General features: G+C 63.9%; 21 protein-coding genes and 3 tRNA genes. 6 read left to right on the top strand and 18 right to left on the bottom strand.

All coding sequences use genetic code 11. The annotated features are described in order from the left end of the window. Window positions 1-12: 12 nt before the first annotated feature. The 9 genes from DOM32_RS09345 to DOM32_RS09305 all read right to left on the bottom strand — a co-directional run bounded on the left by DOM32_RS09345 (window position 13) and on the right by DOM32_RS09305 (window position 7,242). A complete protein-coding gene (locus tag DOM32_RS09345; protein WP_110633706.1) occupies window positions 13-939 on the bottom strand; it encodes an NADH-quinone oxidoreductase subunit H in 927 nt (308 codons plus the stop codon). Further along, window positions 932-2,242: an NADH-quinone oxidoreductase subunit D-related protein gene (locus DOM32_RS09340; protein WP_157957060.1), complete on the bottom strand. Its 1,311-nt coding sequence runs from the start codon at window positions 2,240-2,242 to the stop codon at window positions 932-934. The genes DOM32_RS09345 and DOM32_RS09340 overlap by 8 nt, the downstream gene beginning before the upstream one ends. Beyond that, a complete protein-coding gene (locus DOM32_RS09335) occupies window positions 2,233-2,580 on the bottom strand; it encodes an NADH-quinone oxidoreductase subunit A (RefSeq protein ID WP_110633700.1) in 348 nt (115 codons plus the stop codon). Before DOM32_RS09335 ends, DOM32_RS09340 begins: the two co-directional genes overlap by 10 nt. Before the next feature lie 396 nt (window positions 2,581-2,976). Next, window positions 2,977-3,052, bottom strand: a tRNA-Thr gene (locus DOM32_RS09330). A gap of 20 nt (window positions 3,053-3,072) precedes the next feature. Further along, window positions 3,073-3,147, bottom strand: a tRNA-Gln gene (locus DOM32_RS09325). Window positions 3,148-3,154: 7 nt separating this feature from the next. After that, window positions 3,155-3,230: transfer RNA gene (locus tag DOM32_RS09320), tRNA-Phe, on the bottom strand. Window positions 3,231-3,321: 91 nt separating this feature from the next. Next, window positions 3,322-3,594, bottom strand: coding sequence for an oxidative damage protection protein (locus tag DOM32_RS09315; protein WP_071231535.1), 273 nt, complete (start codon window positions 3,592-3,594; stop codon window positions 3,322-3,324). Between the two features lie 12 nt (window positions 3,595-3,606). Beyond that, window positions 3,607-4,692: an A/G-specific adenine glycosylase gene (mutY, locus tag DOM32_RS09310; RefSeq protein ID WP_110633697.1), complete on the bottom strand. Its 1,086-nt coding sequence runs from the start codon at window positions 4,690-4,692 to the stop codon at window positions 3,607-3,609. A 162-nt stretch (window positions 4,693-4,854) separates the two neighbouring features. Continuing rightward, a complete protein-coding gene (locus DOM32_RS09305) occupies window positions 4,855-7,242 on the bottom strand; it encodes an AsmA family protein (protein WP_110633694.1) in 2,388 nt (795 codons plus the stop codon). Between the two features lie 290 nt (window positions 7,243-7,532). Between DOM32_RS09305 and hisB the strand changes: the two genes are divergently transcribed. The 4 genes from hisB to hisF all read left to right on the top strand — a co-directional run bounded on the left by hisB (window position 7,533) and on the right by hisF (window position 10,550). Then, the gene (hisB, locus tag DOM32_RS09300) at window positions 7,533-8,126 is read left to right on the top strand and encodes an imidazoleglycerol-phosphate dehydratase HisB (RefSeq protein ID WP_071231538.1); all 594 of its coding nucleotides are present in this window, start codon (window positions 7,533-7,535) and stop codon (window positions 8,124-8,126) included. Window positions 8,127-8,166: 40 nt separating this feature from the next. Then, entirely contained in the window at window positions 8,167-8,808 is a 642-nt protein-coding gene (hisH, locus tag DOM32_RS09295; RefSeq protein WP_071231539.1) for an imidazole glycerol phosphate synthase subunit HisH, read from the top strand. 171 nt (window positions 8,809-8,979) lie between these two features. Next, on the top strand, window positions 8,980-9,780 hold the full coding sequence (gene hisA, locus DOM32_RS09290; RefSeq protein WP_110633691.1) for a 1-(5-phosphoribosyl)-5-[(5-phosphoribosylamino)methylideneamino]imidazole-4-carboxamide isomerase: 801 nt from the start codon (window positions 8,980-8,982) through the stop codon (window positions 9,778-9,780). Next, window positions 9,777-10,550, top strand: coding sequence for an imidazole glycerol phosphate synthase subunit HisF (gene hisF, locus DOM32_RS09285; RefSeq protein WP_087720695.1), 774 nt, complete (start codon window positions 9,777-9,779; stop codon window positions 10,548-10,550). Before hisA ends, hisF begins: the two co-directional genes overlap by 4 nt. A gap of 91 nt (window positions 10,551-10,641) precedes the next feature. On the opposite strand, the gene DOM32_RS09280 is transcribed toward hisF, so the two are convergent. The 3 genes from DOM32_RS09280 to DOM32_RS09270 form a co-directional block, all read right to left on the bottom strand. Beyond that, window positions 10,642-11,415: a DUF3298 and DUF4163 domain-containing protein gene (locus DOM32_RS09280; protein ID WP_110633688.1), complete on the bottom strand. Its 774-nt coding sequence runs from the start codon at window positions 11,413-11,415 to the stop codon at window positions 10,642-10,644. Between the two features lie 145 nt (window positions 11,416-11,560). Next, window positions 11,561-12,151, bottom strand: a complete 591-nt coding sequence (locus DOM32_RS09275; protein ID WP_071231543.1) for a YjaG family protein — start codon at window positions 12,149-12,151, stop codon at window positions 11,561-11,563. A gap of 10 nt (window positions 12,152-12,161) precedes the next feature. Next, the gene (locus DOM32_RS09270) at window positions 12,162-12,464 is read right to left on the bottom strand and encodes an MGMT family protein (protein ID WP_071231544.1); all 303 of its coding nucleotides are present in this window, start codon (window positions 12,462-12,464) and stop codon (window positions 12,162-12,164) included. Window positions 12,465-12,524: 60 nt separating this feature from the next. Here DOM32_RS09270 and DOM32_RS09265 point away from each other — a divergent pair, with 60 nt between their 5' ends. Then, window positions 12,525-13,199 (top strand): type 1 glutamine amidotransferase, encoded by a 675-nt coding sequence (locus DOM32_RS09265; protein ID WP_110633685.1) that lies wholly within the window; start codon window positions 12,525-12,527, stop codon window positions 13,197-13,199. Between the two features lie 13 nt (window positions 13,200-13,212). On the opposite strand, the gene mnmH is transcribed toward DOM32_RS09265, so the two are convergent. The 5 genes from mnmH to DOM32_RS09240 all read right to left on the bottom strand — a co-directional run bounded on the left by mnmH (window position 13,213) and on the right by DOM32_RS09240 (window position 18,707). Continuing rightward, complete coding sequence (mnmH, locus tag DOM32_RS09260) at window positions 13,213-14,286, bottom strand: tRNA 2-selenouridine(34) synthase MnmH (protein ID WP_071231555.1); 1,074 nt, start codon at window positions 14,284-14,286, stop codon at window positions 13,213-13,215. A 35-nt stretch (window positions 14,287-14,321) separates the two neighbouring features. Beyond that, window positions 14,322-15,362, bottom strand: a complete 1,041-nt coding sequence (gene selD / locus DOM32_RS09255) for a selenide, water dikinase SelD (RefSeq protein ID WP_110633680.1) — start codon at window positions 15,360-15,362, stop codon at window positions 14,322-14,324. A 132-nt stretch (window positions 15,363-15,494) separates the two neighbouring features. Continuing rightward, window positions 15,495-16,871 carry a DNA repair protein RadA gene (gene radA, locus DOM32_RS09250; RefSeq protein WP_087720709.1) on the bottom strand — a complete coding sequence of 459 codons (1,377 nt, stop codon included), beginning with the start codon at window positions 16,869-16,871 and terminating at the stop codon, window positions 15,495-15,497. 146 nt (window positions 16,872-17,017) lie between these two features. After that, window positions 17,018-17,482: a copper resistance protein NlpE N-terminal domain-containing protein gene (locus tag DOM32_RS09245; protein ID WP_071231548.1), complete on the bottom strand. Its 465-nt coding sequence runs from the start codon at window positions 17,480-17,482 to the stop codon at window positions 17,018-17,020. 127 nt (window positions 17,483-17,609) lie between these two features. After that, on the bottom strand, window positions 17,610-18,707 hold the full coding sequence (locus tag DOM32_RS09240; protein WP_110633676.1) for an alkene reductase: 1,098 nt from the start codon (window positions 18,705-18,707) through the stop codon (window positions 17,610-17,612). 189 nt (window positions 18,708-18,896) lie between these two features. On the opposite strand from DOM32_RS09240, the gene hisC reads away from it, so the two are divergent. Next, window positions 18,897-19,955 carry a histidinol-phosphate transaminase gene (gene hisC / locus DOM32_RS09235; protein ID WP_110633674.1) on the top strand — a complete coding sequence of 353 codons (1,059 nt, stop codon included), beginning with the start codon at window positions 18,897-18,899 and terminating at the stop codon, window positions 19,953-19,955. 259 nt (window positions 19,956-20,214) lie between these two features. On the opposite strand, the gene DOM32_RS09230 is transcribed toward hisC, so the two are convergent. Further along, window positions 20,215-20,967, bottom strand: coding sequence for a VIT1/CCC1 transporter family protein (locus tag DOM32_RS09230; protein WP_110633671.1), 753 nt, complete (start codon window positions 20,965-20,967; stop codon window positions 20,215-20,217). Window positions 20,968-21,049 lie beyond the last annotated feature (82 nt).

Here is a 21,049-nt window from a genome sequence, read left to right as displayed (position 1 = left end):
ATAACGCTCCGTTCATTCCCATAACGCCACAGCGCCGGCCCATACCAGATCGATGAACGACAGCGGCAGCAACACGACCCACATCAAGGTGACGCAGCGCTCCGGCGCCAGTCGCGGCAGTAGCCGCCCGAGCAACAGCAGCACGCTCAGTACCGCCAGCATCTTGAGGGACATCCATAACGGGCCGGGCAGCCAGGGGCCCAGCCAGCCCCCCAGGAAGGCAGTCGCCGCCACGCCGCTGAACGCGACCAGCATGGCCGCCCGGGCCATGTCCCAGACCAGCCGTGGCGGCCCCGAGATCTCCGAGGCCGTGCCGCCGGCAAGATCCGTCGAATCGGCCAGGTTCAGTGGCCCCCAGAAGGTCATGCCCAGGCCGACGATGAGAAACAGCGGCAGGCCCAGCGGCTGGCGGATGACATTCCACAGGCCTTCCTGCGAAGCCACCACCTGGGTGAACTGCAGCGATTCGGCCGGCAATGCCACGCCGATCAGCACGAACATGCTGATCAGGATGTAGGAGAGCCCCAGCGCCACGTACCGGTACCCGCCGATCAAGGCCAGTAACGAATTCGCCGACCAGCCATGCAAGAAGATGACGACGGTCGCCAGCGCTTCCACGCTGCCCCACAGCACCACGCTGGTGACCAGATCCGTGGCGACCAGCGATGCCGACCATGGCACCACCGCCAGCCCGCCCGCCGCCAATGCCAGATACAGGGCCGGTGCCAGCCGCCAGGCTCGCCAATCCGGCGCTTCGGTGGCATTGGCATGCTGGGTCAGCAACCAGGCTCCGCGCGCCATCGGCGCCAGCCAGATACCTCCGGCCTGAGGAGTGCCAAGCACGCTGGCAACCAGGCGATCGAGCACGGCAACGGCATAACCGCCGACAACCAGCATGAAGATCTCCATGAGAACCGGCAGAAACAGCTCGCTAAACATCGTTCCCGGTACCTCCCCGTACCGCCCGGGACTCGCCGGATGGCCGTGTGCCGACAGGTTGATCGGCCAACCCCGCGACATCCAGACTGGCGACCGTCGCCAGGGCACCGCCCCACTCCAGCCCGGGTAACAGCTCGTCGAAGAGCGTGCTCGCATCCGCCGGCCGCCGCGCCGACCAGGGGCCACGCGGTGTCTCGATGCTGCCTGTCTGCTCCGTGTGTACCCTGTCGCGTTCGGCCAGACGGGCCAGATGAAGAGATTGGTCGATTTCGTCCAGAAGCTGCCGCCAGCGAGCATGGGTATCGCCCGCGGTCTGACAGACGGGGGAGAATCCCAGTCGTCGATAGCCGGCATCCTCCGCACGCAGATCATCATCCAGTCCGGCGGCTCGGGCGGCGGGCCCGCCGATCATGCGTGCCTGCTCGGAGCCGAGCACGCCGCCGCCCGCCGTCAGACGAAAGAAGCCGCTACGTGATAGTGCGCGCCGCAACCCGTCGAGGGTGCTCGACGTCGACAACTCATGCGCCAGGCGCAAGGCCCTCAGGCTCACGCCCTCCAGGCCCGCCAGATGCAATGCATGAAACAGCCGGTGAAGGTGATGGCGGACCCGGGCAAGCTCGACCTCCGCAATGGGGACGGGGCGCTCGCGAGCGTCGAAAAAAACCTCGTCGAGAGGTTGTGGATACGGCGCCAACTGCGTTTGCCATGTCTGCACGAGATCCCCCTGCAGGGTGATCTCAGCCGCCATGCCGGGCGGAAATGCGAAGAAGAACGGCCCCAACCGGAAAGTCAGTGAATCCAGCGTCAACCCGTCGCGAATGTCGTCCTCCATGTTCATGGCCATGGGCCGCCCGTAGGGCACCCCGCCCATCATGCCTTCACCGCCCTGGCCGAAATCGCCCTTGCCTTCCCAGGGGTTGGGCGGCTTATCCGGCAGGAGACGATGGGCACTGCCGCGGCGGCCTTCCATCAGTTCGCGATGCGCCGTGACCAGTGCGCCGGGCAGGTCGTCGAGATCGTCGATACGGGCCACGCGTTCCAGATGAGGCCAGGGTTCGCTGCGAAACCACAGCGTCGTGAAAGGGTATGGCAATTGGTCGCGCACCCGGCGCAGGGGCTCGAAACGGTCGGCCGGAACCTCCCCCGCCACCAGCAACACACTGGCGTGGCGCGGCGAGTCGACCAGTTCGATTTGCGGCGATAACGCGAGGTGCCGCAGCACACCATCCCCCTGCTTGCCCAACACGGGAAACACGGGAACGCGGCCACGCGCGGCGAGTTTGTGCAGCCAGCTCACTGCCACTTGAACACCCCCTCACGCCAGGCATAGACGATGCCCACCGACAGGATGGCGAGAAACATGCCCATCTCCATCATGGCCTTCATGCCCGTCTCGACGAACACGACCGCCCACGGGTACATGAACATCATCTCCATCTCGAAGGCGATCAACAGCAGCGTCATGGCGTAGTAGCGAACGTGGTAGCGGCTCCAGGCGTGGCTGTCGGGCGTCCCCCCGCCCAGAAACGGCACGCGCTGGGACCAGCTGGGCCGAGGCTGATGACGCATGGGCAGCCACTGCACCAGCAGCCCGGCGCCAAGTACCACGATCAGAATGACGAGAAGAGCGAACAGCTCCATGCGGATCCCTCGCGTCGCTGATTCAAACGAACCTGGGCCAAAGACAATGACCGCGGGTTCCAGTCCTTCGCTGATAACCAGCCCTTTATCAAAGGGTAGGCGGCTCACCTGAACGCAAACTGAATAAGCGTCCTCATTTAGCTCCCTGGATAAAGTAGGTTAACAATAGCCAAGGTGCGAGGCAGAGCCGGCCGTCACGCAGCCAGCAGCCATCGAGTTCACGGGGGCGCCACGGTCGAATGTCGCGGCTGGAGCGGCAAGGTAGGAACGACAGGAATAGGCATGCCAGGCAGAGCTGACAGAACTTTCTGACAAAACTGGCAGGCACAAAAAAACCGCCTTGAAGGGCGGTCTCTTGTAAGGCTTAAAAAGCCTTATGAATCAATCTCTAAGCTCTGGTGCCGACACCAGGAGTCGAACCCGGGACCTACTGATTACAAGTCAGTTGCTCTACCAACTGAGCTATGTCGGCGAGCATAGAGACGTTAGCGATGGCTGGGGTAGCAGGATTCGAACCTGCGCATGCCGATACCAAAAACCGGTGCCTTACCACTTGGCGATACCCCAGCATTGATGGTGGCCAGAGACGGAATCGAACCGCCGACACGGGGATTTTCAATCCCCTGCTCTACCAACTGAGCTATCTGGCCCTCGCCAACGGGGACGCATTTAACCAGCAAGCCGTTTTGGGGTCAACCCTTTTATTTCAAAAAGATGAGTTCTTTTTTCACCGCCCGGAATTCACTGGCTGGGCGGCACGTATCCTTCGGCGTGATCGGTTTCCTGATTGTCGAAAAACCGGTTCATCTGCGTCATCAGATACTCCCGAGCTTGCGGCTCCAGCATGTTGAGGTGCTTCTCGTTGATCAGCCGAGTCTGCAGCGCCTGCCACTCCTCCCAGGCGCGTTTGGAGACGGTCTGCTGGATCTCCTGGCCCTTGGCGCCGGGCAGCGGCGGGAAAGCCAGAGCTTCGAGTTCCTGCTGATACTTGCGGCAGAATACGGTCTGCGCCATGAAAACCTCCTGTCATGCGTTGAGTGCGTGCGTCTGGGCCAGTGTCGCCAGCAGCGCCTTGACCGGTGCCGCCAGGCCAATGCTGGCGGGCTCGGCGGGATCGACCCACTGCCGATTCGATTCGGCCACCGCCGTGGCGGCGTTCCGGTGCGGAAGCCGCGCCGGTCGCGGCGTGATCTCCAGTCGGAAGTGGGTAAAAGTGTGGGTGAACGGCTGCCAGGCGCTTTCCAGATGAACGCCTCGACAGTGCCGCTCCAGCCACTCGTGCAGTTCGCTGTCGCCATCGAACTGGGGGAAGCCCCACAGGCCGCCCCACAGACCGCTGGGCGGGCGCTGCTCCAGCAGCACCCGGCCAGCCTCGTCCTGCAACAGTAACATCTGTGTCTGCCGCGTCGGCAATTCGCGCCTGGGCTTGGAACCGGGATAGAGGCGCTCCTCGCCCCGGGCATGCGCCACGCAGACATCCTCGAACGGGCACAGCAGGCAGCTCGGCTTGCCACGCGTGCAGATCATGGCCCCCAGATCCATCATTGCCTGAGTGTAGTCCGGCAACTGCTCCGAGGGCGTGTAGCGCTCCGCCAGCTCCCATAGCCGGGCGAGAACGTCGTTCTTGCCGGGCCAGCCTTCCACCGCATGCAGCCGGGCCAGCACGCGCTTGACGTTGCCGTCCAGAATCGCGGCACGCCGGCCGGTGCTGATGCTGACGATCGCGCCAGCGGTCGAGCGGCCAATCCCCGGCAAGGCGGTCATCGCCTCGAGATCGTGGGTCGGGAATTCGCCGTCGTACTCATCGACGACGACCTTGGCGGCCTTGTGCAGATTGCGGGCGCGGGCGTAGTAGCCCAGCCCGGTCCACAGGTGCAGCACCTCATCCTGGGGCGCTCGCGCCAGTGCGTGGACATCCGGGAAGCGCGCCATGAAGCGCTCGAAGTAGGGAATGACGGTGGCGACCTGGGTCTGCTGGAGCATGATCTCCGAGACCCAGACCCGGTAGGGCGTCTTGTCGTACTGCCACGGCAACGACTTGCGGCCGTGCGCGTCGAACCAGTCGAACACGCGCTCGCGGAAGGCTTCGGCCGACAGGGCTATTTCTGCCAAACGGCACCTCTTCGGAATGATGGAAACGATCCGGCCCGCCATGCGACGGGACCGGGTCGAGGTGATGAACAGGATGGGAAGACGGAAGCGAAGCGACAATCCGCCAGCAGAATGACAAGGCGCCGACATGACGTCGGCGCCCAGGCTGAGTGCTGACCAGGCTTACTGGAAGATATCCCGAATCTTGTTGCCCAGCTTCTCGGCCGCGCCGTCTCCGAGCTTTTCGTCGATCTTCTGGCGAGTCTCGTCGTCGAGCTGCTTGTCCAGTTCTTCGTCGATCCGTTCGCCGGCCTTTCGCTTGGCCTCGTCCCTGGCCAGTTCGGCAAGGGAGCTCTGGAACGCCTCGCGATCGAATCCGCACCACTGCCCTGGCGCCTCGTCGAGGCTGCCCTGGCAGCGGATCGGGAAGTCGATCCGGGCCAGTCTCGGATTGACGCCACAGGCAGCCTCGTCGGCAGTATCGGTAAAGCGCGCCGCGGCGCGATAGTCGAGACGGTTGGTCACCAGATTGACGTCACCCTTGCCGGTCACCTCGATGCCCGGGATGGCGATGACGAGATCGTCGTTGTGCGCCACGCCGTTGTCGACCGTCACGCTGGCCTGCAGGCGATCGAAGGCGGTGTCCTCGCTCCATTCGCGGGTCGATTCACGCCCTTCCAGCGTCGCGACCGCCGTGCACAGCTGACGCGAGACATTGACGTCGAGCATGGCGCCGTCGTCGACACGCAGCGCAGCCTGGCCGTCGAGATTCTGCTTGAGCCCTTCGACCGTGTTGGTCCGCGAATCGAAATCGCCCTGCAGGTTGAGCTTGCCGCGTAGCGGTGACGTCTTGCCGCTGAAACCCTGATACAGCGGCGCGATATCGACGCCGTTCATGCGCTCGGTGAAGGAGAGCCGGATCGGCGACTGACTCAGGTCCAGCGCGCTGGAGGCCTGCAACGCGCCGTCGTAGAGGTTGGCGCTGAGGGAATCGAGGCGCTGACGCCCGCCGCTGCCACTGGTGGCCAGTTCGACGTCGCTCAGATCGATACCCTTGACCTTGAGGGAATCCAGCGTCAGATGCCCTTCCTGCTCGAGCCCGGCGAGCCAGTCGACGGGAAGCAGCTCGGCGCCTTCGGCCGCGGCCAGCGCCGGCGCGACACCGAGCGCCGAGAGCCAGGCGGTGTCCTTGGCGTCGTCGCCCGTCGCGTCGCCGCCTGCGTCCTGCGATCGCGGTGCCAGATAGCGGTCCAGATCGAGCCGATCGCCGGCAAGATCGAAATTCAGCGCCTGACCGTCGAACGCGGCACCCAGCGAGCCACGCAGTTGGGTTTCATCCAGCGTCATCTGCAGATCGTCGAAGTCGATCTGTTGCGCATCGCCTGAGAACGGTCCTCTCAGCGACAGCGCTGTGAGCGCCTCGTCGTCGGCGCTGTTCACCTCGATACCGAAGCGCGTCAGCCAGTCCCGCACCGACAGCGGCGCCAGTTCCATCCGGCCCTGATAGCGTGGCGCGTCGCTCAGTTGCGTGACGTTCACGCTGCCTTTCAGGTCCAGGCCATCGTCGCCGGTCAAAACGAGGTCACCGAGCGTGGCGGTCTGGGCCTCGAGATCGGCCGCCGCATCGCCCTGAAGGTCCAGCGACAGCGGTGTTTCCTGCATGGCGGAATGGTAGAGCGAGGCAGCAAGCTGAATGTCGTCGGCCCGGTACTGTTTCGCCCGGGTATCGGCGACCAGCGTGGCAATTTTCAGATTGAGCGTCTGGGCCTGCTCGGCCAGTGTCGGCAGTTGCGCCTTGCCGTTGAGCGTCACGCCCTCGAAGGTGTAGCGCCCGGCACCGAGATCCATCCGCATCTGGCTCTTCAACTGCAGATTGCCGTTCACATCCGGCTGGCGACCTTCGACATCGAAGGAGAGCTGGATCGGGAACGAGGATTGCGGGCTGACGTTGCTGCTTTGCAGACTGAGGTTGGCCAGCGTGATGTCCAGCGGTTTCTGCCGATCGACGTAATTCACCTGACTGTTGGAGACCTTGATGCTGGCGATGTCGAACGCCACCGCCTGATCGGCGCCCGGCTTCAGGCCGGGGCCCTTTTTCTCCGATTTCTCTGGCTGAGCCTGTTTCGACGACTCGGCCCCCTTCTGGCCATCGTTCTCGGCCAGGCGATCCAGCAGCACCTGCCAGTTGCCCTGGCCCTGCGCATCGCGGGCGAGATTGAGGCGCATGCCATCGAGGATCAGGCCGTCGACCGAGACATCGCCGGTCAGCAGCGGCGTAAAGGCCACGCTGACCTCGGCGTTATCGAAGCCGACGAAGGGGGCATCGTCCCGGGACTGCTCGGGGAGCCAGGCTTCGGCGTCCTTGACGCTGACGCCGATGCGCGGATAGAAGGACCACGACAGTGGGCCATCGAGACGCAGCTCGAGGCCGCTCTGGTCGCGAACCGCCTCGATCAGGCGCGGTTTGAGATCGTTCGGATCGAAGAACGTGGTGATATAGACAACCGCCACCACGACCAGAATCCCCAGGACACCGACTGCCGCCAGCAGCGTTCTGAACAGCCCCTTCATTCCCATCCTCCCTGTGCGTGATCGACAGATGCCAGCGGTCGATGAACGGTACATCGCCGCCACGCCTTGCGACCGGGAATCGCCCTACCGGGAACGACTGAATGATGCGACTCGACGTGCTGTGTGGCTTCCGGCATGCCCCCTGTATCTCCTTGTCGGCAGAACGGCCTGACTGATCGGTGGGCGGCGCGAAGATCGCCGCCTGATAAACACCGCCATTGTAGCGGATGCAGGGCTCGATTCACTATAATGGCCGATTCTCGCCAACCGTACCGGGAGATTCCCCACGCATGTCCGAGCGCATCGCCACGGTGTCGCGCGACACCAACGAGACGCAGATCACGGTCACGGTCAACCTGGACGGCAGCGGCCGCCTGGATTGCCGGACCGGGGTTCCTTTCCTCGACCACATGCTGGATCAGGTGGCTCGCCACGGCATGATCGACCTGACGATCGATGCCAAGGGCGATCTCGAGATCGACGAGCACCACACCGTCGAGGATCTCGGCATCACCCTGGGTCAGGCCTTCGCCCAGGCGATCGGCGACAAGCGGGGCATTCGTCGCTACGGCCATGCCTACGTGCCGCTCGACGAGGCGCTGTCCCGCGTGGTGATCGATTTTTCCGGCCGTTCGGGCCTGTTCATGGATGTCGAATTCACCCGCGCGACCATCGGCCGGCTGGACACGCAGCTGTTCTGGGAGTTCTTCCAGGGCTTCGTCAATCACGCCCAGGTCACGCTGCACATCGACAATCTCAAGGGCTTCAACGCCCACCATCAGGCGGAAACCATCTTCAAGGCGTTCGGCCGGGCGCTGCGTGCCGCGGTCGAGGAAGACCCCCGCATGGCCGGCCAGATGCCGTCGACCAAAGGCAGCCTGTGATACCGTCCATCGCCACCACCGAATCAGCGAGGAAACCGCAATGACGATCGCCGTGATCGATTACGGAATGGGGAACCTGCACTCCGTGGCCAAGGCGCTCGAGCACGTCACCCATGAAAACGTCATGGTGACCCGCGATCCGCGCTCGATTCGCGGTGCCTCGCGCCTGGTGCTGCCCGGCCAGGGCGCGATCCGCGACTGCATGGGCGAGTTGCAGCGCACCGAGCTCGAAGGCCTGGTCAAGGATCTGCTCGAGGAGCAGGCCAAGCCGCTGCTGGGTATCTGCGTCGGCCAGCAGATGCTGTTCGATCGCAGTGAGGAGAACGGCGGCGTCGACTGCCTGGGCTTCCTCCCCGGTCGCGTGCGTCACTTCGGCCACAAGCTGACCACGCCCGAAGGCGAGCGCCTGAAAGTGCCGCACATGGGCTGGAACCGCGTGGCGCAGCATCACCCGCATCCGCTGTGGAACGGCATCGAGGACGGCGCGAGGTTCTACTTCGTGCACAGCTATTACGTCGAGGCCGCCAGCGATGCCGATATCTTCGGCACCACCGATTACGCCGGCGTCGATGCCCACGTGGTCACCGGTCGCGGTACCGTCTTCGCGGTCCAGTTCCATCCGGAGAAGAGCGCCGGGGACGGTCTGCGGTTGCTGGAAAATTTCGTCAACTGGGCGCCCTAGCCACCATCCGAAAAGTGGCTGCGCTCATCCATATGGCGTTAAAAAATCGGCTCAAGATACTCATTTACCCTCCGTAAACTCCGTTCTTTCGCCGATTTTTGCCTTATCTGGTCATCGCTCGCCGACTTTCGGACAGCACCTAACCGACTCACAGTCAAAGGATTCGAAGCCATGCTGGTGATTCCCGCCATCGATCTCAAGGACGGCCAGTGCGTGCGCCTCAAACAGGGCCGCATGGATGATGCGACCTCCTACGGGGACGATCCGGTCGCGATGGCCGCACGCTGGGTCGAGGCCGGCGCGCGGCGGCTGCACCTGGTTGATCTCAACGGCGCCTTCGAGGGCAAGCCGGTCAACGGTGACGCCGTCACGGCCATTGCCCGCGCCTATCCGGATCTGCCGATCCAGATCGGCGGCGGCATCCGTAGTGCCGAGACCATCGAGCACTATCTCGCTGCCGGGGTCAGCTACGTGATCATCGGCACCAAGGCGGTCAAGGAACCCGACTTCGTCGGCGAGATGTGTCGCCGGTTCCCGGGCCACGTGATCGTCGGCCTGGACGCCCGCGACGGCTTCGTCGCCACCGACGGCTGGGCCGAGGTGTCCACGGTCAAGGCGGTGGATCTGGCCAGGCGATTCGCCGATGACGGCGTCTCCTCGATCGTCTACACCGACATCGCCCGCGACGGCATGATGCAGGGCGTCAACGTCGAGGCCACCGCGCAGCTGGCTCGCGACGGCGGCCTGCCGGTGATCGCCTCCGGTGGCGTGACCGATCTGGAAGACATTCGTGCGCTGGCCAAGGTCGCTGACAGCGGCATCATCGGCGCCATTACCGGCCGCGCCATCTACGAGGGCTCGCTCGACGTCGCCGAGGCACAAGCGCTGAGCGATTCGATTCAAGGCGATTCGATTCAGGGCGATTCGATGCGTGGTGACGGGATCGACGCCGCCAAGGGAGACATCTCATGACGCTGGCCAAACGCATCATTCCCTGTCTCGACGTCGACGCCGGCCGCGTGGTCAAGGGCGTCAATTTCGTGGGGATTCGCGACGCCGGCGATCCGGTCGAGATCGCCAAGCGCTACAACCAGCAGGGCGCCGACGAGATCACCTTTCTCGACATCACTGCCAGTCATGAAGATCGCGGCACCACCGTCGAGATGGTCGAGCGTATCGCCGGCGAGGTGTTCATTCCGCTAACCGTGGGCGGCGGCATTCGTCGCTGCGAGGATATTCGCACCATGCTCAATGCCGGTGCGGACAAAGTCTCGATCAACACCGCCGCCGTCACCAACCCGGATTTCGTGCGCGAGGCCGCCGAACGCTTCGGCAGCCAGTGCATCGTGGTGGCGATCGATGCCAAGAAGGTCAGTGCCGAGGGCGAGCCGCCGCGCTGGGAAATATTCACTCACGGCGGGCGCCGCCCGACCGGGCTGGACGCCGTGGACTGGGCACGCAAGATGGTCGAGTACGGCGCCGGTGAACTGCTGCTGACCAGCATGGACCGTGACGGTACCAAGGTGGGCTTCGATCTCGGCGTGACCCGCGCGATCAGCGACGCCGTCGAGGTACCGGTGATCGCTTCCGGCGGCGTCGGCAATCTCGATCACCTGGTAGCCGGCGTCAAGGAAGGCGGCGCCGATGCGGTGCTCGCCGCCAGCATCTTCCATTTCGGCGAGTACACGATTCCGGACGCCAAGCGCTACATGGCCGAGCACGGGATCGAAATGCGCCTCTGAGCGCTGTGAGCCTGAGCCGCGAGAGCGGATCGACGAAAGCGCCGCGGCCCGATAGGGTCGCGGCGCTTTCGCATCGTCAACGCGGACGCTTTTAAGGCAGGTAGCGTGACCGGAAGATACCGTCGAGCTCGGCGTAGGGAATCATCAACTGCGGCTGCCCCGCCGCGTACGGCGCCAGGTCGTAGACCTGGTACTTCACCGCCAGCCCGTCCGCCAACGGCGCCACGTTGTCGGATAGCGCGAACGGCCACTGCATCTCCGATAATCCTCTGGCCTGGTCGGTCTTCAGCCAGCGCTGATGCGCCCGCTTCAACGCCGCCTCGTAAGCCGGCCGCTGCCCCGGCAGCAGCATGTCGTCGAGATCCACCACCTGCTGCGTGTCGCGACTGATCACCATGTAGGAGGTCAGCGGCAAGCCGTGGGCACCACCGCTATACAGATAACCGTCGAGCTCGATCACCAGCAGGTCGTCGCGATCCGCCACGATGTCCGCCCTGAGATCGGCCTCGAAGCCGGGCAGTTCCGGCACGTCCTGGCGGGCGCTGCGGGCAGCCGCGAACACTTGATCGGCGAAGGCATCGAAAGAACGGGACTGCCCCATGGCGTTGCCGTCGGGGCTATCGCTGAGCCCGCTCGCCAGGCCGAACAGCCGCCGTTCGAGTTCGTCGGAGAGTTGCGGCGATTCGGGGAAGCGCAGGTAGGCGGCGTTGACGTTGGCGCAGCCGTCACCCTCGCAGTCGGGCTCGTGTACGCTTTTCACTACCGGCTCGGTGCGCAGCGCATCACCGCTCCATCCCAGACTCTGGCAACCCGCCAGCATCACTGTCGCCAATGCCAGACCACCGACCAACCAGCGTTTCTGCATGATGTTCCTCCTTGAACGTTATTCTCGCGCGTCGGCCGCTATTGCTGTTATCGGCCTCCAATCGCCTTGCTCCTGTCTTTCCGTCGACAAGCCGTTATCAACAGTCTCTGGCATGACCAGCTTATCCACAACCGGTCGACGCCGATCAATCGAGGCTCAGCCCCAGATTGCTGATCCCCTGGTTCCGCCCCAGGATACGCAGCGCCCGTAGATCTTCGAGCCGGGGATCGGCCTCGAGCGCTTCGAGCACCGCGTCCTGAAAATCGCGCTCGTCCTGCATCAATTCGTGCTCGCGGAACAGTGCGTCGAGCCGCTCGGCGTCCTCGCTGCCCTCGGTCATTTCGATATAGGCGCGTACGCCGTTGCGGGAAACCCGGCTCACCTCCAGTGCGGCCTCCGGGGCTTCGCCGCGCAGGGCATCCAGCAACGTGGTCAACGCCATGACGCTCTCCGTTGCCCGTCGCGCACCGAAGCTGTCGTCGTCCTCCGGCGGCTCGATCTCGGCCAGTTTCTCGGCCTGCTTGTCGAAGTCGATCCGGGCCGAGGCGACCTTGAGCCGCTCCCACACCAGATCCAGCACATTGTTCATCACGCTCGGATTGCCGTGGCCGCTCATGCCGGCATAGAGCGCATAGTTGGGCACCAGGCGTTCGCTCAGCGCCGCCATGAAAGCGATCTGCTGGCGCGCGTCGAGCCGGCGAAGCCTGGCGTTGAAGCTACCCGTGGGCTTTGTCATGAATTCCTCGTCATTCTGGCCACATCAAATGCATCGGCACGCGACCACCGGCATCGAAAACGACCCCTTCGGCGCGCAATTTCTCGTGCTGGCGCTGGGCGCCGCCATGCTCCGCGATTCGTCGGCTGGCACCAATGACCCGGTGCCAGGGCAGGTCGTGCCCCGCGGGCAACTGCCGCATGGCCGTCCCGACCAGGCGCGCGGTGGCGCCTTCGGTCATCCGGGCGATCCGGCCGTAGGTGGTGACACGCCCCGCGGGTATCTGCGCCACGATGGTGTAGATCTGTTCCAGGAGCTGGGCACGAATGGCCATCGCTAAAACCCTATTCCTCGCTTGTGGAGTGGTCCGGTCGTCCCCATCATTGGACCTATCATGCATATCTACTTTCTTCAGCATAGCCCGCTGTTCGGCCCCGCCCGCATGGCGGATTGGCTCACCGGCATGGGCCACAGCTACAACCACTGCCGGCTGGACGAGGGCGAACTGCCACCGCCACTGGCCAACTGCGACGCGCTGGTGCTGCTCGATGCGCTGCAACCGCCCGATGCCATGCTGCTCAAGCGCGAGCGCAAGCTGGTGGATCGCGCCCTGAAGAGCAACAAGCCCGTGCTGGGCATCGGCTTCGGCGCCGGCCTGATCGCCGAGGCGCTCGGCGCCATCGTGTCGCCCGCCGTGCAGCCGGAAATCGGCTGGCAGCCGCTGGCCCTGGCGGACGAAAGCCCCTTCGACCTGCCGGAAACCTTCGACGCCCTGCTCTGGCACCGCGACATCTTCGGCCTGCCGGATGGCTGCCTGCCGCTGGGTAGTACGCCGGCCGGTCCGGTCCAGGGGTTCGCCTGGGATCTGGGTCGCGTCGTCGCGCTTCAGTGTCACCTGGAGCTGACGGCCCAGGGTACGGCGGCGCTGTGCGATCACGATCTGCCGGCCACCAACGCCGCGCCCTACGTGCAGACTCGCGACGATATCCTTGACGACCCGCGACGCTTCGATCGGCAGGCGGCGCTACTGGACCGGATCATGACCCAGTGGCTGAGCGCGCTGAGCTAGATATTCTCTCTATCTAACCGGCCTGCTCGCGCTCCCACTGCCGGGCGACCGCCAGGCAGCTGTCCCAATCCCCGACGTGCAGTGTCGGCCGGGGCTGATGCTCGATCTGGTGGCGATACATCGGGTCGTAGTACTCCCGCAGCAGCGGTGCCAGCCAGGCATCGTGGGCCTGCACGTTGCCGTGGCGCTGGGCCACGAAGGCCCGCTGCTGCGCCTCGGTCAATCGCGCCAGACGCTCGCCCCCCAGGCGCTTGCCGAGGCGTTTCAGAGCGCCGGAGAGCTGCTTGCGAAACAGCACTTCGCCCAGATGCGGGCCGTAGTCGCGATGATAGATCGCGCTCAGGTCCTCGATGTAATCCTTGCGGATCTGCTCCAGGCGCCACTCCAGCGGCATCTCCACCCGGATACAGGGCGCGGCTTTCATTATCTGCCAGAAGGTAGCCGGAATCGCCAGCCGCCCGATACGCTGGGACTCGTCCTCGACCACCCGCGCATGGGGCAGACGCATCAGGTCCAGCGTCAGGCCATGTTCGAAGTCGATCTGCGACGGCCCGGCCAACGGATGCTGGCCGAAGGCCGACCCCTTGTGACGCGCGTGGCCTTCCAGGTCGACGCCAGAATCGAGCGAATTGACCAGCGCCGTCTTGGCGCAGCCGGTCAGACCGGCGACCAGCAGCAAGGGTGCCTGACTGTGGGCTTCCAGCGTTTCGATGAACCGGGTGCGCATCGCCTTCCAGCCACCGCGAATCCGTGGCAACGGATAGCCGCGCTCGGCAAGCCACTGCTGCGAGATCTTCGAGCGCATGCCCCCGCGGAAGCAGTAGATGACGCTATCCGGCGCTGCCTTTATGGCTTGTTCCCAAGCGGCCAAACGCGCTTCGCGACTCTCGCCGGAGACCAGGCGGTTACCCAGCTCGACCGCGGAGTCCTGGCCGGCGTGCTTGTAGCGAATGCCGACCTCGCGGCGCTCGTCGTCGTCCATCAACGGCAGATTGATCGCCCCCGGCAAGGCGCCAGCGGCAAATTCGATCGGCGCCCGGACATCAATCAACGGTCGTTGGAGCAGCGCCAGATCGGCATCGATCAACTCATGACTCGTTGCACGGCTCTTGTCGTCGTCCTTCAACCGCGCACCTCGATCAGGCTGGCACCGCCGCGCTTGCTGACGCATTCGCCGAACGCTTCCAGTTTGAGTTGATGCTGACGCCCGATTCGCTCGACATCGTCGGCCCAGGCCGGATCCACGGCCAGCAGCAGGCCGCCGGAGGTCTGCGGATCGCACAGCCACTGCCAGTGAGCGGCGTCCATGTCCGGCAGCGCCTTGCCGATCGCTTCACGGTTCCGCCCGGTGCCCCCTGGCACCGCACCCTTGCGACGATAGGCCTCGGCTTCGGCGAGACGCGGCAGCTTGGCGAAATCGATCCGCGCCTCGACGCCACTCGCCGCACAGACTTCGCTCAGGTGCCCGGCCAGCCCGAATCCGGTGACATCGGTCATGGCATGCACGCCTTCGACCTTGGCCAGTTCCTTGCCGATATCGTTGGCGATCAGCATCGTCTCGCGAGCCAGGCCGTGGTGACCGGCTTCCAGCAAGCCCTGCTTTTCCGCCGTGGTCAGCAGGCCGACGCCCAGCGGCTTGGTCAGATAGAGTAGGTCGCCCGGCTTGGCGCCGCTATTGAGCTTGAGGTTGTCAAGATCGACCAGGCCGTTGACCGAGAGCCCGAAGATCGGCTCCGGCGCGTCGATAGAGTGGCCGCCTGCCAGGGCGACGCCCAGTTCGCGACAGACGGCCTGGGCCCCGGCCATGACGTCCCCGGCAATCTCCGCCGGCAGCTTGTCCAGCGGCCAGCCGAGAATGCCCAGCGCCATGATCGGCTCGCCGCCCATGGCGTAGACATCGCTGATGGCGTTGGTCGCGGCGATGCGGCCGAAGTCGAACGGATCGTCGACGATCGGCATGAAGAAATCGGTAGTCGAGATCAGGCCGCGGCCGTCGCCCAGGTCATAGACGGCGGCATCTTCACGCCCCTGGTTGCCGACGATCAAATGCTTGCTGTTGGCACCCGGCCCGGCCTTGGCAATGATGCGGTCGAGCACGTCGGGGGCGATCTTGCAGCCGCAGCCGGCCCCGTGGCTGTACTGCGTCAGGCGAATGGCACTCATGGTCTGCTCCTCGTCTCTTTCCTGGAGATATCGATCCTGGCTGGCAGTTTACCCGACACGGCGACGAGACTCAGCGCCGAACGACGAGATCCGCGCCGGCGACGGAGGAGGCGGCCCCGTGGGCCGCCATGTTCACAGCGCTTCCAGCGCCTCGGCCAGCTTGTCGACCGCCACCACCTGCATGCCGGCAGGCGCCTTCTTGGGCGCATTGCCGCGTGGCACGATGGCTCGCGTGAAACCATGCTTGGCGGCTTCGATGATACGTTCCTGCCCGCTGGGTACCGGACGGATCTCGCCGGACAGCCCCACTTCGCCGAACACCACCAGCTCCCGTGGCAAGGGCCGATTCTGAAGACTGGAGACCACGGCCAGCAGGACCGCCAGGTCGGCGCTGGTCTCGAGCACCTTGACCCCGCCGACGACGTTGAGGAAGACATCCTGATCGCCGGTAAACAGCCCGCCGTGCTTGTGCAGCACGGCCAGCAGCATTGCCAGGCGGTTGTGGTCGAGCCCTACCGCGACGCGACGCGGGTTGCCCAGCGCAGACTCGTCGAGCAGTGCCTGCACTTCGACCAGAATCGGCCGCGTGCCTTCCCACACCACCATCACCAGACTGCCGGAGGCCAGCTCCTCGCTTCGCGACAGGAAGATCGCGCTGGGATTCTTGACCTCCTTGAGGCCGAGCTCGACCATCGCGAACACGCCGAGTTCGTTGATCGCGCCGAAGCGATTCTTCTGCCCGCGCAGGGTGCGGAAGCGGGAGTCGCTGCCGCCTTCGAGCAGCAGCGAGGCGTCGATCATGTGTTCGAGCACCTTGGGGCCGGCCAGCGTGCCGTCCTTGGTGACATGACCGACCAGCATCAGCACGGTGTTGCTCTGCTTGGCGAAGCGCGTGAGTGCCGCCGCCGATTCCCGCACCTGGGCGACGCCACCGGGCGCGGAGCCGATATCCTCCAGATGCATGGTCTGGATGGAGTCGATGATCAGCACCTCGGGGCGCTCCCGCTCGGCCACGGCCAGCAGCGTCTCGATGCTGGTCTCGGCGAGCATCTTGAGTCCCTGGGTCGGCAGTTGCAGGCGGTGGGCGCGCATCGCCACCTGGGACAACGACTCCTCGCCGGTGACATAGAGTACGCGTTTGCTCTGGGCCAGGCGGCAGGCGGTCTGCAACAGCAGCGTCGACTTGCCGGCGCCGGGATGGCCGCCCAGTAGCACGGCCGAACCGGGCACCAGGCCGCCGCCGAGAACGCGATCGAACTCTTCGAACGTCGAACTGAAGCGCGGCACCTCGGTGAGATCGACGCCGGAAAGATCGACGACCTCTCGCGACAGCGCGCCGGCATAACCGCCCCGAGCACCACTACCGCTCGCGGGTGCGCCGGGCCGGGCGCCGCCGACCCTGACCTCGCTCAGCGTGTTCCATTCGCGGCAGTTGCTGCACTGGCCCTGCCATTTGCTGTAGTCCGCACCGCATTCGGTGCAGACGAAGGCGCTTTTCGCTTTTGCCACGCGCGGCGGTCTCCATCAAGCAGGTGGGGATGACAGACGTGCATGGCGCCATAGATGGCGTTTCCACACCGACTGCCCGTTGACGGCTGTCCTTCAACGACAAGAGGCGGCCAATGGCCGCCTCGATGTGCTCGTCAGCGTAACGATTACTGACGGGTCAGACGCAGCATCTCGCCGTTTTCGAAACGACGGCGCTGGGGATCGATCAACTCCAGCGTGCTATCGTCGATCTTCTGGAAGTAGTAGATCTGGCCTTCGCCGTTCGGCGTCAGCTCATAGACCGTTGCCTGCGGATCGACCGCCGTTCCGGTCATCGTTTCCCACTGGCCTTCGTACTGCTCCGGATCCGGGTTCTGCGGATGATTCCGGTAGTCGGCCTCGAGGGTGAAGGTACGCTCGGCAGCGGGCGATGACTCGGTGCCGTTGAGGTCGACGGTCAGGTCGATACCATCACAGCTGCGACAAGGCAGCGTGCCTTCGTAGGTGGTCGTGGTCGACGACATTCCGGCAGATGAATCGGCGGTGCCGGTCTGCGTTTGGGTGCCACCGCTGGCACAACCGGCCAATACGGCAACCGTGGCGGCGCTGGCCAGCAACGTCCTGATCTGCATATCGGTTCTCCTTCACTTCTGGGCCATATAGGCCGCCTCGGCGGCCACATGATGACAGGATAGCGGTAAGTTTCCCGCGTGACACCCCATTCAGCCACCACGGCTCAGGCTGTCACGCGCAAACGGCTCAATCCAGCGCCGGATAGTCGGTGTATCCCTCGGCCCCGCCACCATAGAAGGTTTCCGGATTCGGCTCGTTGAGCGCGGCATCCCGACGGAAGCGCTCGACCAGATCCGGGTTGGCGATGTAGGGACGCCCGAAGGCAGCGGCATCTCCCAACCCGTTTTCGATCAGCGCTTGTGCACGTTGGGCGGTGTAGTGCCCGCAGTAGATCAGCGTACCGGAGAAACGCTCGCGCAGATCGCGGCGGAAATCGTCGCTCAATTGCGGGCCTTCGCCAGTCCAGTCGGGCTCGTTGATGTGCAGATAGGCGATCTGGCGACGGCTCAATTCGCTGGCCAGATAACGCATCATCGCTTCGGGCTCGTCATCCGAGAGACCGAAGATTTCGATGAAGGGCGACAGCCGCACACCAACGCGCCCGGCCCCCATGACCTCGTTCACGGCGTCGACGACTTCCAGCAGCAGACGGGCTCGGTTGACCACGTTGCCGCCGTAGCGGTCGTTGCGCCGGTTGCTGCCGGTAGCGAGGAATTGCTGCAGCAGATAGGCATTGGCGGCGTGCACCTCGACCAGATCGAACCCTGCACGCTTGGCGCGCTTGGCAGCCTGACGGTAGTCGTCGATCAGGCCGGGGATCTCGTCCAGCGCCAGCGCCCGTGGTGTGCTGGTCGGGTGCTGGCCGGAGCTGCCGTCCTCGAACTCGACGAAACAGTTGGCGCCCTCGGCGCGCAAGGCGCTGGGCGCGACGGGGGCCTGACCACCCGGCTGTACCATCTCGTGAGAGATGCGGCCCACGTGCCACAGCTGCAGGGCGATCCGCCCGCCGGCACCGTGCACGGCGTCGACGACCTGGCGCCAACCCGCTTCCTGAGCGTCGGCCCAGATGCCCGGCGTGTAGACATAGCCCTGTGCCGTGGGCGAAATGTTGGTCGCTTCGCTGATGATCAGGCCCGCGCCGGCCCGTTGGGCGTAATATTCGGCCTGCAGTGCGCCGGGAATGCTATCCGGCGTGCGGGCACGAGTCAGTGGCGCCATCATGACGCGATTGTCGAGTTCGACGTCACCGACGGTAATGGGCGAAAGCAACTTGTCGTAAGCCATGGAATCCCTTCGAAGATAAGAGTGTAAATCGTGAGTCGGATATTCCTTAGATGAGGCCGTTAGAGCACTAATCAACCCTACCGTTCATATTCCCGGGGTTGGCTTGCACCGATTCGAGCCTGACGTCACTATGAGTGCTGCCCTGCCGCACTTGTCTGCATCGTATCCATCACGTGCCCGCGAGAGATCATGAGTCGATTCTGGAGCCCCGCCGTTCGCGCCCTGACCCCCTACGTACCGGGTGAGCAGCCACGCGAGAAACTGATCAAGCTCAATACCAACGAAAATCCCTATCCGCCTTCCCCGGCCGTCGAGGCGGTATTGCAACGATTCGCGGTGGATCATCTGCGTCTCTACCCGGATCCGGAATCTTCGGCATTGCGTCAGACGCTGGCGAAGACCTATGGCGTCGAGCCGGAACAGGTCTTCGTCGGCAACGGCTCCGATGAGGTATTGGCGCTGGCGTTCCAGACCTTCTTCTGCCAGCCGAAGCCGCTGCTGATGCCGGCGATCAGCTACAGTTTCTACCCGGTCTACTGCAAGCTGTACGACATTGCCTATCGAACCGTGGCGCTGAACGACCACTGGCAGATCGCCCTGGAAGCTTTCGATACCGACAATGGCGGGGTCGTGTTCGCCAACCCCAACGCACCGACCGGCCACGGTCATCCGCGCCAGGCTATCGCCCGCCTGCTCGAGCGTATCACCGAGAGCGTCGTGCTGGTCGACGAGGCCTATGTGGATTTTGGCGGCGAAAGCGCCATCCCACTGATCGACAATCACCCCAATCTGCTGGTCACCGGGACGTTGTCCAAATCGCGCAGCCTGGCGGGGCTGCGCGTAGGTTATGCCATCGGCTCGCGTGAGCTCATCGACGGGCTGGAGCGGGTCAAGAACTCGTTCAATTCCTATCCGATCGATATGCTGGCCAGCGAAGTCGCCATCGCTTCACTGGAGGATGACGAACACTTCCAGGCTTGCTGCGAGCGGGTCGTCGCGACACGCGAGTGGACGCGTCAGCAGCTCGAAGCCCTGGGTTTCGAAGTCCTGCCGTCACAGACCAATTTCCTGTTCGTGCGTCATTCGGAACGCAATGGCGCGACAATTTTCAGCGAACTGCGTGAACGCGGCATTCTGGTGCGTCATTTCGACAAGGATGGACTACGCGACTTCCTGCGTATCTCGATCGGCACCGATGACGAGATGCGCAGCCTGATCGAAGCACTCCAAGCCACGCGCCAGGCTTAGTGGCAGCGCGATATCCGTCAGAACGGTATCGGCTTTCCCACGCATTCCCAGAAACTGCCGCTCTCTTCAGGGCGGCAGTCATACATGACGGCCAGCAAGCGCTCCGTCAAGAAATACGGGCACAGTTTTCCTTCCGAAACACGGCGCTGAAACGGCCGGGAAAGAGAGGTGTCGATCGTGTCACCAGCGACTCGGCGTTCAGGTCTTCGAATCGCTTTCCCGGCGCCCCCCTGTCGCAGCTAAAAAAGCGCTTGAATGATCAGTTATCTAGTATCCCTTGTGCGAAATAGCCGGTAGCAAAAGCTAATCCGGCTGCTGCGGTACCCATCAACAATGTACGCAGTCCCGATCGCCACACTGGCACACCATATATCGCGCTCTTAAGCATGCCGATACCTAAAAACACCAGTCCTGCGAGACCAAGACTGGCCAGGAATCGAGTTGTAATACCGAGTCCGGGCAGAGCATAGGGCAATAGAGGCAAAGTGCCGACCAAAAGAAATGCAGAGAAGGTAGTCAGAGCCGATCGCAAAGGGCTGATTCCAGCAGCAGAAAGCCCATATTCTTCCCGTAACATGGTTGAGATCCATACCTCTGGATCGTGACATAGCGCTTCGACTACCCGTTCAAGCAGCTCCCCCTCAAACCCCTTCGCTTGGAACAGCTGACGAATCTCTTCTCGCTCGCCTTCTGGCACCAAGGCGATGTGTTGGTGTTCGACCTGTTCAGCGTTAGCAATCTGAGCCAATTGTGCTTGGCCAGCCTCATAGTTGCTCACCGCCATACTGAAACCATCAGCAGCCAAGTTGGCGAATCCCAGTACTAATGCTACTTGTGGCGAGAAGCCCGCACCGAAAGCACCAGATACCACAGCAAAGGTAGTGACACAGCCATCAATACCTCCGAGTACAGCATCAGGTAGCGTTGATGCTCTCATTGGCCTTGCCAGCCGGTCGCGCACCGCATCGGGCTGGTGCTCGCCCAGAAGCTCCTCGCGGCTGGGAGTCGGCATGATGAAACCTCCTGTGGTCCGGATGGCTAATCAGGAGTATATGCACAACAAGGATATCGAGCTGATCAAAAGCGCCATTCTA

The organism is Salinicola salarius, from assembly GCF_003206135.1.
In the GTDB taxonomy this organism is placed as follows: Bacteria; Pseudomonadota; Gammaproteobacteria; order Pseudomonadales; family Halomonadaceae; genus Salinicola; species Salinicola salarius.
The sequence above is the reverse complement of the archived record's forward strand: the minus strand, read 5'-3'. Positions and strand labels throughout refer to the sequence as shown.

Bases quoted from the DNA above. Each gene is read 5' to 3' on its own strand.
- DOM32_RS09275 (WP_071231543.1), bottom strand. From the start codon at position 12,151: ATGACAAAGCCCACGGGTAGCTTCAACGCCAGGCTTCGCCGGCTCGAC.
- hisF (WP_087720695.1), top strand. From the start codon at position 9,777: ATGACGCTGGCCAAACGCATCATTCCCTGTCTCGACGTCGACGCCGGC.
- hisC (WP_110633674.1), top strand. From the start codon at position 18,897: ATGAGTCGATTCTGGAGCCCCGCCGTTCGCGCCCTGACCCCCTACGTA.
- hisA (WP_110633691.1), top strand. From the start codon at position 8,980: ATGCTGGTGATTCCCGCCATCGATCTCAAGGACGGCCAGTGCGTGCGC.
- DOM32_RS09345 (WP_110633706.1), bottom strand. From the start codon at position 939: ATGTTTAGCGAGCTGTTTCTGCCGGTTCTCATGGAGATCTTCATGCTG.
- DOM32_RS09335 (WP_110633700.1), bottom strand. From the start codon at position 2,580: ATGGAGCTGTTCGCTCTTCTCGTCATTCTGATCGTGGTACTTGGCGCC.
- hisB (WP_071231538.1), top strand. From the start codon at position 7,533: ATGTCCGAGCGCATCGCCACGGTGTCGCGCGACACCAACGAGACGCAG.
- DOM32_RS09280 (WP_110633688.1), bottom strand. From the start codon at position 11,415: ATGCAGAAACGCTGGTTGGTCGGTGGTCTGGCATTGGCGACAGTGATG.
- DOM32_RS09315 (WP_071231535.1), bottom strand. From the start codon at position 3,594: ATGGCGCAGACCGTATTCTGCCGCAAGTATCAGCAGGAACTCGAAGCT.
- selD (WP_110633680.1), bottom strand. From the start codon at position 15,362: ATGAGTGCCATTCGCCTGACGCAGTACAGCCACGGGGCCGGCTGCGGC.
- DOM32_RS09305 (WP_110633694.1), bottom strand. From the start codon at position 7,242: ATGAAGGGGCTGTTCAGAACGCTGCTGGCGGCAGTCGGTGTCCTGGGG.
- DOM32_RS09270 (WP_071231544.1), bottom strand. From the start codon at position 12,464: ATGGCCATTCGTGCCCAGCTCCTGGAACAGATCTACACCATCGTGGCG.
- DOM32_RS09265 (WP_110633685.1), top strand. From the start codon at position 12,525: ATGCATATCTACTTTCTTCAGCATAGCCCGCTGTTCGGCCCCGCCCGC.
- hisH (WP_071231539.1), top strand. From the start codon at position 8,167: ATGACGATCGCCGTGATCGATTACGGAATGGGGAACCTGCACTCCGTG.
- DOM32_RS09240 (WP_110633676.1), bottom strand. From the start codon at position 18,707: ATGGCTTACGACAAGTTGCTTTCGCCCATTACCGTCGGTGACGTCGAA.
- DOM32_RS09230 (WP_110633671.1), bottom strand. From the start codon at position 20,967: ATGCCGACTCCCAGCCGCGAGGAGCTTCTGGGCGAGCACCAGCCCGAT.
- DOM32_RS09245 (WP_071231548.1), bottom strand. From the start codon at position 17,482: ATGCAGATCAGGACGTTGCTGGCCAGCGCCGCCACGGTTGCCGTATTG.